The sequence below is a fragment of the Lawsonibacter sp. genome, from assembly GCF_022777125.1.
In the GTDB taxonomy this organism is placed as follows: domain Bacteria; phylum Bacillota; class Clostridia; order Oscillospirales; family Oscillospiraceae; genus Lawsonibacter_A; species Lawsonibacter_A hominis.
This window is the reverse complement of sequence record NZ_JALFGV010000041.1, coordinates 1-12,633: the sequence shown is the minus strand read 5'-3', so window position 1 is coordinate 12,633 and position 12,633 is coordinate 1. Positions and strand designations below refer to the sequence as shown.

Sequence of the window (12,633 nt, the reverse complement as noted above, 5' to 3'; positions counted from 1 at the left end):
TTTTTGCCACTGTGGCGTTTTGCCCGGCCTTTTCCACCCGGAAGCTGGAGCTGCTGCGGGATATGGTGGGGCCGGCGCGTGCGGAGGACGGCCTGACGGAGGCGGAGCCGCAGGAGTACGGCCGCCTGCGGCGCGCCCTGCTCTCGGATACCGCCGCGGTCCATTATGATCAGCGCCTGCTGCGGTTCCAGCAGGGCATGAGCCGTATGAGCGGCGGGGGGCTGTATAAGATCACGGTGGACGGTGTGGAGGGCTGCGCCGCGGCTGAGTATGTGGATCGGCACAGCGTATTGTGCAAGGAGCTGCTGATCCCGTCTCAGCACCTGGCGCGGGCCGTGGCCCGGCTGGCGGAGCGGCTGCCCGCCGACCGGTATCATGTGCGTACCCCCGCCGGGTGGGAGGGCCTGCCGGGCAGCTACAACCAGGCGTTCGGAATGGTCAAGTGGTACGACCGGGAAAAGCGGGCGCTGTGGGAGCGGACGGCGCACGGCTATATGGGCCTCGGGTTTGACTGATAGGGCGTCCGGCTGGAGGGGCGCTGCCTGTGTGGGGCGCGGCGCGGTTGAACCGCTCCGGCCCGCCGAAGAAAACGGGCGTACGCCGGTATCATGCGCCTGAAGCATCGAATTTTGCAGAATATGTCCCCAAAAGCGGCGCACGGCAAGTCCGTGCGCCGCTTTTTGCATCGTTTCTGATCGGATGCTTCAACACGTTAGTTTGACGGGTTTGACTGCAAATGAATAATTTTTAACTTTGATGGTTTTATATTCGCTTGCAAGTTTAAAAATAAAGAAAAAAGACACCAAAAAACAGTTTTTCATAATAAAGAAAATTGTTTTCCGAAATAATTTATGGACAAATCAGAGGATAAATGTTCGCGGTGTGAGGACACTTGCAAGAAAAGGAGCCATTTCCATCAAAAAGGCGGGGGGAATCCCTTGACGCAGGAGGGCTTTTAAGATAAAATAAACGAACGCTAATATGGGGCATCATGAATTGAAGCAACAGATATAGGAAGTGAAGAAATGGCAAAATACACAGCGAAGCGAGTAGTGATGGCGCTGTTGACGCTGCTGGTGGTGGCCTGCATTACCTTTTTCCTGATGAACGCCATACCGGGGAACCCGTGGCTGTCGGAGAAGACGCCGTCCCAGGCGACGATCGACGCGCTGAACGCGAAGTATGGGCTGGACCAGCCGCTGATCGTGCAGCTGGGAAAGTACCTGGGGAACCTGCTGCAGGGGGACTTTGGGGTGTCGATCAAAATGCAGAAGAACCGCCCGGTCCTGGACATCATCCTGGAGATGTTCCCGGTTTCGGCGAAGGTGGGCATCGTGGCCATCTGCTGGGCGGTGGTGGTCGGGGTGCCGTTGGGCTGCCTGGCCGCCTATAAGCGGGGGACTTGGGTGGACAGCCTTTTGCGGGTGGTGTGCACCATCGGCATCTCAATGCCGGGCTTCGTGGTGGCGACGATCCTGCTGCATACGCTGTGCGGCGGGATCGAGGGGCTCAAGATTTTCCCGACGATCTTTGACGGGACGCTGAAGAGCTATGTGCTGCCCTGCGCGGCGCTTGGGTTCTATCCCATGTGCTACCTGTCCCGGCAGACCCGGACGGCCATGCTGGACTCCATCAACCAGGAGTACATCAAGACGGCGCGGGCCAAGGGGCTGAAGAACAAGAAGATTATTTTCAAGCACGCCCTGCGCAACGCCCTCATCCCGGTCATCACCTACCTGGGCCCCCAGATCGCCTTTACCCTGTGCGGCGGGCTGGTGGTGGAGAAGGTGTTCTCCATCCCCGGTCTGGGGCGCTATTTCATACAGTCCATCCAGAACCGGGATTACCCCGTGATCATGGGGACGACCATCTTCCTGGCGGCGTTCATCATCGTGATGAACCTGCTGGTGGATTTGGCGTACAAACTGGTGGACCCGCGGATCAATCTTTCGAAGGGAGGGAACTGACCGATGGACGAACACAAGCGGAAAAAGACCTTCGGCTCCCTCCAGCCGGATATCGAGGACATCCTGTCGTGGAACGAGCTGCCCGGAGACGCCTTCGAGGCGGCTACCACCGAGGAGCGGGAGAACTTTATTCAGGACCGGAAGAGCGTGTCCTATTGGGCGGACGCCTGGCGGCGGCTGCGGAAGAACACAGTGGCCATGGTGGCTTTGTGCATCGTGGTGATCATCGCCCTGTTTGCATTCATCGGCCCGATGGTGGTTCCGTACACCTACAAGCAGCAGGTGCGCGGCTCCGAGTCGCTGCATCCGTGGCACTACAGCCTGGAAGACCAGAAGCGGATCAGCGATTACCTGGAGGAGCACAACGGCGCGGGCAAGCTGACCCCGGACGAGGCGGTGGAGAAGGCCCGCGCGGAAGCGGCGGCGGCGGGCAAGACCCTCTCCCGTGTGGAGGAGGCCAAGATCCGCGCTCAGGCCAATGTGAGCCAGGGGCAGACCGCCGAGGAGGTCACCCAGGCCGACGCCGTGAAGGCGCTGGGCATCCAGTCCAAGCCGTTCGGCTACTCGATGCAGGAACTGCAGCGCAAGGCCGCCGGGGAGGACGTGTTCCCCCACGTGTTCGGCACCGACGAGCAGGGGCGTGACATCATGGTGCGTGTGATGGTGGGCGCCCGGGTGTCCATTATCGTAGGCGTGTGCGCGGCCCTGCTGGTGCTGGTGATCGGCGCGCTGTACGGCTCCATCTCCGGCTACTGCGGCGGCATGGTGGACACGGTCATGCAGCGGATCGTGGAGCTGATCTACTCCATACCGGAGATGCTGATCATCCTGCTGCTCTCGGCCACGCTGAAGCCGGCGCTGGAACAGTTCCAGAACTCCGGCAACGGGCCGCTGCAGAACCTGGTGACCATCCTGGGTCCCAATATTATCGCCATGTTCATCGCCTTCGGGCTGTTGTACTGGGTGACCATGTCCCGCATCATCCGCGGGCAGATCCTCCAGCTCAAGCAGCAGGAGTACGTGACGGCGGCCCGGGCGCTGGGGGCGAAGGGCGGGCGCATCATCAAGCGCCACCTGCTGCCCAACTGCGTGGGCCAGATCGTCACCACCACGTTCCTGCAGATCCCGTCCGCCATCTTCCTGGAGTCATTCCTGTCCTTCGTGGGCGTGGGCGTGTCCGCGCCCCTGACCAGCCTGGGCTCCATGTGCTCCGAGGCCCTGAGCGGTCTGACCACCTATCCCTATCGCCTGTTTATCCCGGCGGCCATCCTGAGCCTGCTGATCCTGTGCCTGAATCTGTTCGGCGACGGTCTGCGGGACGCGCTGGACCCCCGGCTGAAGAAATAAGAAAGGAGGAGACAAACCTATGGACCATACGGAAAAGAACGGCAAGCTGCTGGAAGTCAAGGATCTGCACGTCTCCTTCTTCACCCCCGCGGGCGAAGTCAAGGCCGTGGGCGGCATCAGCTATGATCTGAATTACGGCGAGGTCATGGGCATCGTGGGAGAGTCCGGCTCCGGCAAGAGCGTGGAAGCCTACTCCATCATCGGGCTGCTGCAGTCCCCGGGCAAGGTCATCGGGGGGTCCATCACCTTTGAGGGGGAGGACGTGCTGGCCAAGAGCAAGGAGGAGATGATCGCCTTCCGCGGCAGCAAGGTGGCCATGATCTTCCAGAACCCCATGACCTGCCTCAACCCCGTATACACCATCGGCAACCAGCTGATCGAGGCCCTGAAGGCCCACGACAAGGGCGTCTCCAAGGAGGCGGCGGCCAAGCGGGCCATGGAGATGCTGGAGCTGGTGGGCATCAACAACGTGGAAAAGCGAATGAAGCAGTACCCCCATGAGCTTTCCGGCGGTATGCGGCAGCGGGTGATGATCGCCATGGGGCTGATCTGCCACCCTCAGCTGCTGATCGCGGACGAGCCGACCACGGCGCTGGACGTGACCATCCAGGCCCAGATCCTGGAACTGATGAAGGACCTGCAGAAGAAGACCCATATGGGCATCATCTTTATTACCCACAACCTGGGCGTGGTGGCGGAGATCTGCGACAAGGTGTCGGTCATGTACGCGGGGAAGATGGTGGAGCAGGGGCCGGTGGACGATATCTTCTATCAGCCCGGCCACCCCTACACGATGGGACTGCTGCGCTCCATGCCGCGGGTGGACGCGGAGAGCTACGAGCGGCTGATCCCCATTGAGGGCACTCCCGTGGACATGCTCAACCCGCCCGAGGGCTGCCCCTTCGCGCCCCGGTGCGAGCACGCCATGAAGATCTGCCTGCAGAAGATGCCGCCCTATGTGGAGCTGGGCAACCAGCACCGCTCGGCCTGCTGGCTGCGGGTACAGGAGCAGCTGGAGCGGGAAAAGGGGGAGAAGAAGGAGGTGGACGGCCGTGAGTGAGCAAAAAGACATCCTCGTACAGGTCGATCACCTGAAGAAGTATTTTGGGGTCAAGGGTTTAAAGGGCCCCGGCGTGCAGGCGGTGGAGGACGTGTCCCTGTTCATCCGGCGGGGCGAGACCCTGGGCCTGGTGGGGGAGTCCGGCTGCGGCAAGACCACGCTGGGCCGGACCATCCTGCAGCTGCATGAGCCTACCTCGGGCCGGATCGTCTATGACGGACAGACCATCTTCGAGGGGAAGGATCCCTGGCAGCGCAAGAGCGTGCCGGTCCGGGAGAAGGACGGCTCCACCACGAAACGGGAGGAGCTGGTCCAGGTCAAGGTGCCCCGGCCCAAGCAGGTGAACATGCTGCCCTACCGGCGGAAGATGCAGATCATCTTCCAGGACCCCTCTGCCTCCCTGGACCCCCGCATGACGGTGGGGGAGATCATCGGCGAGGCGCTGGACATCCACAAGCTGTGCGCTTCCAAGGCGGAGCGCACGGAACGGATCAAGGAGCTGCTGGGGCAGGTGGGACTGAATACCGAGCACGCCAACCGCTATCCCCATGAGTTTTCCGGAGGCCAGCAGCAGCGGGTGGGCATTGCCCGGGCCCTGGCGGTGAAGCCGGAGTTTATCGTGTGTGACGAGCCCATCTCGGCGCTGGACGTGTCCATCCAGTCGCAGGTGGTGAACATGCTGGAGGATATGCAGCAGGAGATGGGGCTGACCTATCTGTTCATTGCCCACGACCTGAGCGTGGTGCGGCATATCTCCAACCGCATCGGCGTGATGTACCTGGGCACAATGGTGGAGCTGGCGGAGAGCTACGAGCTCAACCGCAACCCGATGCATCCCTACACCAAGACGCTGCTGTCCGCAGTGCCTGTGCCCGATCCGGAGGTAAGCCGCTCCCGGCAGCGGATCGTACTGGAGGGCGATATCCCGTCGCCCATGAATCCGCCTACCGGCTGCCGCTTCCACACCCGCTGTCCCTATGCCACAGAAAAGTGCAGGGAAGCGGTCCCCGAGTTCAAAGAATATGCGCCCGACCATTGGGCCGCGTGCCATCTGCTGGGGTAAGGGGCGCATATTCTTCGGCCGGCAGGGCCGGCCCGCCGCGTGGGCGGCGTCCAAGCGGTTTGGCCGCATGGCCAAACCCTTGCCGCAGGGCGGATCGATTCCGCCCGAGGAAGCGCGGTAAAGGCGGGGCCCCCGCGGGGCGCGGCCCCGCGGGGGGCATATGCGCCCGGCCATTGGGCCGCGTGCCATCTGCCGGGGTAAGGAGCGCACGGAAGGCCACGCCCGGCGCAGGCGGCAGGAAAAGGATCTGGATTTTTGTTCAAATTTATGTAACAAATTTGAAACAATTGCTTTACACTCCGCTGAGCTCTATGATATAATCGGTTTGTTCCAAAAAGGCCATGGCCTTTTTGCGCCCGCATTCCGCGGGCGCAAAGAAACCCATTGTGTATCGCGCCGTAAGGCGAAATGATACAAAAATGAAAAATGGAGGTCCATATAATGAAAAAGACGAAGCTCCTGTCTCTGCTTCTGTCCGTGATCTTTGTGGTTTCTCTGCTGGCCGGCTGCGGCGGCGGCGGGACTGCGGAGACCACCGCGCCGGAGACCACTGCTCCGGAGACCACCGCTCCCGAAACCACCGCTCCTTCCGACGGCGCGTATGAGATCACTCTGAACATCGCGTCCGAGCCCCAGTCCATCGACCCCGCCCTGAACTCCGCCGTGGACGGCGCCATCATGCTGGGCCACATGTTCGAGGGCCTGATGAAGTGGGAGGACTCCGGCGTGGAGGCCAACGGCTCCGACGGTACGGCCAACAATGCCGCGCTGACCTATGGCCAGGCCGCCAGCTATGAGAAGGCTGAGAACGCCGACGGCACCGTCACCTACACCTTTACGCTGCGTGACGACGCCATGTGGTCGGACGGCCAGCCCGTCACCGCCCAGGACTTTGTGTACTCCTGGCAGCGCCTGGTCACCCCCGAGACCGCCGCTGACTACAACTACATGATCGACTGCGTCGTGAACGCCAATGAGATCATGGCCGGCGAGAAGGAGCCCTCCGAGCTGGGCGTTTCCGCCCCCGACGAGCACACCTTCGTGGTGACGCTGGTGAACGATCTGCCCTACTTTACCGAGATCTGCGCCTTCCCCGCCACCTTCCCCGTGCGTCAGGACATGATCGAGGCCGCCGGCGACCAGTGGACCTTCGATACCGCTACCTACCTGTCCAACGGCCCCTACACCATGACCGCCTGGAACCACAACTCCGAGATCATCATGGAGCCCAACCAGTATTACTATGACGTGGCCAACCTGGGCCCCGACAAGATCACCTTTAAGCTGATGGACGACCAGAACGCCATGCTGTCCGGCTTCAACTCCGGCGAGCTGGACTTCATCGAGGATGTGCCTCAGGCTGAAATCGCCGGCCTGATCGCCTCCGGCGACCTGAAGATCGTGGACTACATCGGCACCTACTATGTCTGCTACCAGACCCAGAAGGCCCCCTTCGACAATCCCAAGGTCCGCCAGGCCTTCACTCTGGCCGTTGACCGCACCTACATCGTCAACCAGGTGACCCAGTCCGGCCAGGTCGAGGCCGGCGGCTTCGTGCCCGCGGGCGTGTATGACGCCGAGGGCGCTTCCGGCGCGGACTTCCGCACCAACGGCGGCGATTACTACGCGCCCACCGACGCCGACTACGAGGCCAACTGCGAGCTGGCCCGCCAGCTGCTGGCCGAGGCCGGCTATCCCAACGGCGAGGGCTTCCCGGTGGTCGAGTACCTGTACAACACCTCCGACGCCCACAAGGCCGTGGCTGAGGCCCTGCAGTACATGTGGGAGACCGAGCTGGGCGTGACCGTGACGCTGAACAACCAGGAGTGGGCCGTGTTCCTGCAGACCCGTAAGGACGGCGACTACTCCATCGCCCGCAACGGCTGGATCGCCGACTACAACGATCCCATGTCCTTCCTGGATATGTGGCTCACCGGCGGCGGCAACAACGACGCTCAGTACGTCAACCCCGAGTACGACGCGCTGATCCAGGCCGCCAAGTCCACCACCGATCCTGCCGAGCGCATGCAGGCCATGCATGACGCCGAGGACATCATCATCGGCCAGGACTGGGCCCTTAACCCCCTGTACTTCTACACCCAGAAGTACATGATCTCCGACCGTATCAACGGCATGTACTACACCCCCCTGGGCTACTTCTTCTTTACCTACGCCCAGCCCAACGCCTAAAACGCAACAGCAAAAGGGCGGAGCCGACCGGCTCCGCCCTTTGTTTTTTGTCAGCTTTGACGAATGAATAAATATTGCATTTATCTGAATATGGTGTATAATAAGAAACATCCAAACCGGAATGAGGCTATTACATCTGTGGATACCATGAATAGGAGAGAATGAAAATGAAGCAGTTTAAGAAGATTGCTGTCCTTGGCCTGGCACTGGCCATGTCCGTCAGCCTGCTGGCCGCCTGCTCCGGCGGTTCCGGCACCGCCGCCACCCCGGCCCCTGAGACCGCCGCGCCCGAGACCACGGCTCCGGAAACGACCCCCGCCGACGGCCTGGTCACCGTGGAAGCGGGCAAGCTCCACATGTCTACCAACGCCGCCTTCCCTCCCTATGAGATGGTGAAGGACGACGGCACCTTCGAGGGCATCGACGTGGAGGTGGCTGCCGCGATCGCCGAAAAGCTGGGGCTGGAGCTGGTCGTGGACGACATGGGCTTTGACGCCGCCCTGCTGGCCGCGCAGAATGGCCAGAGCGACATCGTCATGGCCGGCGTGACCGTCACCGAGGAGCGCGCGGCCGTCATGGAGTTCTCCGACAGCTACGCCACGGGCGTGCAGGTGGTCATCGTCAAGGAGGGCTCCGATGTGACCATGGACAACCTGGGTGAGAAGATGATCGGTTGCCAGAAGGCCACCACCGGCTACATCTATGCGTCGGATACTCCTGAGAAGGGCGGCTACGGCGAGGACCACGTCATCGCCTATGAGACCGGCGCTCTGGCCGTAGAGGCCCTGAAGAACGGCCAGGTGGACTGTGTCATCATCGACAATGAGCCTGCCAAGGCCTATGTGGCCGCCAATGAGGGCCTGACCATCCTGGATGGCGAGTGGGTCACCGAGGATTACGCCATCGGCATGAAGAAGGGCAACACCGCCCTGCTGGAGGCCGTGAACAACGCTATGGCCGAGCTGAAGGCCGACGGCACCTTCCAGAAGATCGTGGACAAGTATATTACCACGAAATAAGGGTGAACATTGAGGCGGCGACTCCCGGGCTGCGTTCCGGGAGCCGCCTTTCTCGCTGTCCGCCCCAACGGTTGAGGCAAAGAAAGGAGAGAGCCTATGGGTACTCGGCTGATAGAGTTCCTTGACTGGTTCAGTGTGGGCTTCCACCGGGCCTTCCTCGAAGGGGAGCGCTGGAAGCTGTATCTCAAGGGCATGGGGGTCACGCTGCAGCTCACCATCGCCGCCCTTGTCATCGGTATTGTGCTGGGCGTGGTAGTGGCCGTCGTCCGTACCGCCCACGACCAGCAGCGGCTGGGCCACCGGAACGTGGTGCTGGGTATTTTAAACGGTGTGTGCAAGGTGTATACCACCATCATCCGGGGCACGCCCATGATGGTCCAGCTGCTCATCTGGGGCTTCGTCATTTTTAAGACCAGCCGCAACCATACCATGGTTGGGATCCTGGGCCTTGGCATCAACTCGGGGGCCTACGTGGCCGAGATCGTCCGCGGCGGACTGATGAGCGTGGACATGGGACAGACCGAGGCGGGCCGCTCCCTGGGCCTCAACTACCTGGACACCATGCGTTTTATTGTGATTCCTCAGGCCTTCAAGAACATCCTGCCCGCCCTGGGCAACGAGCTGATCACGCTGTTTAAGGACACCTCCCTGGTCTCGGCCATCGGCGGTACGGAGCTGGTCTACTTTGCCGAGGCGGTGGGCGCCAAGACCTATGAGTACATGTTCCCCTACGTGGGCATCGCCGTGATGTATCTGGTGGTCGTGATGGTCCTGACCTGGCTTCAGGGCAAGCTGGAAAGGAGGCTGCGTCAAAGTGATCGACGTTAAACACCTGTCCAAATCCTTCGGCAGCCACCTGGTGCTGGACGATATCAGCGAGCACATCTCCCCCGGGGAAAAGGTGGTGGTCATCGGGCCTTCCGGCTCGGGCAAATCCACGTTCCTGCGCTGCCTCAACCTGCTGGAGACGCCCTCTGCCGGTACGATCACCTTCGGCGGCACCGAGATCACCGACCCTAAGACGGAGATCGACAAGGTGCGCCGCCAGATGGGGATGGTGTTCCAGCACTTCAATCTCTTTCCCAATATGACCATCCGCAGAAACATTACCCTGGCGCCGGTGCGCACCGGCCTTATGAAGCAGGGAGAAGCCGATGCGGAGGCGGTCAAGCTGCTGGAGCGCGTGGGGCTGGCGGACCGGGCGGATTCCTACCCGGCCCAGCTTTCCGGTGGGCAGAAGCAGCGGATCGCCATTGTCCGTGCCTTGGCCATGAAGCCGAAGCTGATGCTCTTTGACGAGCCCACTTCCGCCCTGGACCCCGAAATGGTGGGCGAGGTGCTGGAGGTCATGAAGGAGCTGGCCCGGGAGGGCATGACGATGGTGGTGGTCACCCATGAGATGGGCTTCGCCCGAGAGGTGGGCACCCGGGTCCTCTTTATGGACGGCGGTAAGATTTTGGAACAGAACGAGCCGCAGGCCTTTTTCGCCAACCCCAGGGAGGAGCGGACGAAAGAGTTCCTGTCCAAGGTACTGTGAACGGCAAAAGGACCGGTTTCCCACCAGCCTGCAAGCTGGTGGGAAACCGGTCCTTTTGTGTGTTTGCCGGATTGGGCCGCGCCCGGGGCGGCTTTGCAGACGCGCTCCGGTCTCAACGGCTCATTCCGCGGAGATCATATAGTAGTAAACGGGCTGCCCGCCGGACAGCAGGGTGATCTCCGCATTGGGACAGGCGTCGGTGAAAAGCTTCAGCGCCTTCTGGGCGTCCTTTTCCGACACGTCCTCCCCATAAAAGATGTTGATAAATTCCGCATTCTGCTGGGGCTCGGCCTCCGCCAAACGGCGCAGGAGCTTATCCAGCTTCCGGTCGGTGCCGAAGAGCTGATGCTCGGTGAGGGCCAGATAGTCGCCCCGCTGGATGGCAAAACCGTCGAAATCAGAGTCCCGGGCGGCATAGGTGATCTCACTGGTGTGGACGCGGCCCAGCGCCTCGGTCATGGCGGCGGTATTGTCCTCCTCGGAACCCTCCGGGTCCATCACCATCAGAGCGGAAATGCCCTGAGGCACCGTCTTGGTAGGCAGCACCACCACCCGCTTGCCCTCGGCCAGAGGGATGCACTGCTCGGCGGCCATGATGATGTTCTTGTTGTTGGGCAGTACGTAGACGATTTCAGCCGGAGTGCGGTCGATCTCCCGCATGATATCTTCCGTGGAGGGGTTCATGGTCTGACCGCCGCTGATGACGCCGTCGGCGCCCAGATCCCGGAAGACCTCCGCCAGGCCTGCGCCCGCCGCGACGGCCACCACGCCGTATCGCTTTTCCGGCGGGGCGACGTTCCGGCCTGCGTGGGAATGGTCGGCCTCCTCCAGGTCGTCGGTGCTCTGAATGTGCCGGCCGGCGGCCAGATCCTCCGCCTGGGTGCGCATGTTCTCGATCTTGGCCAGCTCCAGGGTACCGTACTTCTGGGCCTCCGTGAGGGCGGCGCCGGGGATGTCGGTATGGACATGCACCTTGAACGCATCGTCGTCCTCGCCGATGACCAGGCTGTCGCCAATGCTGTTGAGATAGGCCTGGAAGGCTTCCAGGCTTTTCCGGGTGGTTTTGCGGACGATGAACACCGTGTCGAAGGTAAAGGTGATCTCCTCGGCGGCAATGGCGGCGTAGTCGGTCTTCTGCTCGGGCTTGGCGTGGTCCCCGCTCTCCTCAGGCAGGGGCAGGCCGCGCATCGAGTCCAGCATCCCCTGAAGAATGACCAGAAACCCCTTGCCGCCGGCGTCTACGACCCCTGCCTTTTTCAGTACGGGGTTTTGGTTGATGGTGTTCTCCAGGGCGAGCTGGCCCTCCGCGATGGCGGCTTCCAGCACGGCCTCCGGGTCGTTGGGCGTGGCCCGCGCGGCGTCAGCCGCCCGGGCGGCGGCCAGGCGGGAGACGGTAAGGATCGTGCCCTCGGCGGGCTTCATCACCGCCTTGTAGGCGGCGGCCACGCCAAAGTCCAGGGCAATGGCCAGCTCGCGGCCGTCGATGACGTCCTTGTCCTTCACGGCCTTGGCAAACCCCCGGAAAAGCAGGGAGAGGATGACGCCGGAATTGCCCCGGGCGCCCCGCAGCAGAGCGGAGGCGTTGGCGGCGGCGGCGTCTGACACCGTCTTGGGGTGCTTTTTGCGCAGTTCGGCAGCAGCGGTGGAGATGGTCAGGCTCATATTGGTGCCGGTATCCCCGTCGGGCACGGGGAAGACGTTGAGCTCGTTGATCTGCTGCTTTTGTAGATTGATGGAGGCCGCCGCGTGGATGATCGCCTGAGCAAACGACGCTCCGTCAATACACTCTCTCATGTCTGTGTTCCTTCCTTTCGATGGCGGACCAGGGGTCAGCCGATGACCATGGAGTCGATGCACACGTCTACGTTGCGCACCTCGGCGCCGGTGGTACGGCTGACGATATAGCGCACCTCGCTCATGATGGAGCGGCTGACCGCCATCAGATTGACGCCGTTGTCCACGATGATGTGCAGCTCAATGGAGACGGTGGCATCGTCGTTATAGGTCACCTTGACGCCCTTGGCCATGGACTCCCGCCGCAGCAGGTGGACCAGCCCGTCGGTTGCGGAGCGGATCGCCATCCCCTTGACGCCGTAGCAGTTGGTCGCCGCCGCGCCGGTGATGTGGGTAAACACCTCGCTGCTGATGGTAATCTCGCCCTTTTCAGTTTGCAGCTTCATGGAATCCCGTCCTTTCTGGGAAAATGCAAGCAGGCCGCCGCGAAGACGGCCGATTTCTTTTCATTCGTTTCTATATTGTATTCTATTTTCATGCAAATTACAAGGGAAAAAAGTTTCAAGAAAGTAGGGTGCGGCTTGTAATATTAAGTGCGAAAGGACACGAAACACCCGAACACGGGTGAATCGGTTCTTCCGCACTTCTTTTTTATATCACAGTACGCCACAAGAAGCAATAGAAACGGGGTGAAAAATGGTGCGGCAGTACAGATA

At 61.6% G+C, this 12,633-nt stretch carries 10 protein-coding genes and 1 pseudogene; 9 read left to right on the top strand and 2 right to left on the bottom strand.

The window, feature by feature from the left end; translation table 11 throughout:
• The 9 genes and pseudogenes from MR825_RS03640 to MR825_RS03600 form a co-directional block, all read left to right on the top strand.
• Positions 1-515 (top strand): annotated as a pseudogene (locus MR825_RS03640) (GNAT family N-acetyltransferase); the annotation flags it as partial.
• A 510-nt stretch (positions 516-1,025) separates the two neighbouring features.
• Positions 1,026-1,967 (top strand): ABC transporter permease, encoded by a 942-nt coding sequence (locus tag MR825_RS03635; protein WP_186906781.1) that lies wholly within the window; start codon positions 1,026-1,028, stop codon positions 1,965-1,967.
• A gap of 3 nt (positions 1,968-1,970) precedes the next feature.
• Entirely contained in the window at positions 1,971-3,314 is a 1,344-nt protein-coding gene (locus tag MR825_RS03630; protein WP_287878942.1) for an ABC transporter permease, read from the top strand.
• A 19-nt stretch (positions 3,315-3,333) separates the two neighbouring features.
• Positions 3,334-4,374, top strand: coding sequence for an ABC transporter ATP-binding protein (locus tag MR825_RS03625; protein ID WP_186906783.1), 1,041 nt, complete (start codon positions 3,334-3,336; stop codon positions 4,372-4,374).
• Complete coding sequence (locus MR825_RS03620; RefSeq protein ID WP_256174672.1) at positions 4,367-5,437, top strand: ABC transporter ATP-binding protein; 1,071 nt, start codon at positions 4,367-4,369, stop codon at positions 5,435-5,437. Before MR825_RS03625 ends, MR825_RS03620 begins: the two co-directional genes overlap by 8 nt.
• Positions 5,438-5,878: 441 nt before the next feature.
• The gene (locus MR825_RS03615) at positions 5,879-7,627 is read left to right on the top strand and encodes a peptide ABC transporter substrate-binding protein (protein WP_287878940.1); all 1,749 of its coding nucleotides are present in this window, start codon (positions 5,879-5,881) and stop codon (positions 7,625-7,627) included.
• Positions 7,628-7,794: 167 nt separating this feature from the next.
• Positions 7,795-8,646: a transporter substrate-binding domain-containing protein gene (locus MR825_RS03610; RefSeq protein ID WP_256174673.1), complete on the top strand. Its 852-nt coding sequence runs from the start codon at positions 7,795-7,797 to the stop codon at positions 8,644-8,646.
• Positions 8,647-8,742: 96 nt separating this feature from the next.
• Positions 8,743-9,474 (top strand): amino acid ABC transporter permease, encoded by a 732-nt coding sequence (locus MR825_RS03605; protein ID WP_186906787.1) that lies wholly within the window; start codon positions 8,743-8,745, stop codon positions 9,472-9,474.
• On the top strand, positions 9,461-10,183 hold the full coding sequence (locus MR825_RS03600) for an amino acid ABC transporter ATP-binding protein (protein ID WP_186906788.1): 723 nt from the start codon (positions 9,461-9,463) through the stop codon (positions 10,181-10,183). The genes MR825_RS03605 and MR825_RS03600 overlap by 14 nt, the downstream gene beginning before the upstream one ends.
• Before the next feature lie 120 nt (positions 10,184-10,303).
• Here MR825_RS03600 and MR825_RS03595 read toward each other — a convergent pair whose 3' ends face one another.
• Both MR825_RS03595 and MR825_RS03590 read right to left on the bottom strand, forming a co-directional pair.
• A complete protein-coding gene (locus MR825_RS03595; protein ID WP_186906789.1) occupies positions 10,304-11,977 on the bottom strand; it encodes a DAK2 domain-containing protein in 1,674 nt (557 codons plus the stop codon).
• Between the two features lie 35 nt (positions 11,978-12,012).
• Complete coding sequence (locus MR825_RS03590) at positions 12,013-12,363, bottom strand: Asp23/Gls24 family envelope stress response protein (protein ID WP_186906790.1); 351 nt, start codon at positions 12,361-12,363, stop codon at positions 12,013-12,015.
• Positions 12,364-12,633 lie beyond the last annotated feature (270 nt).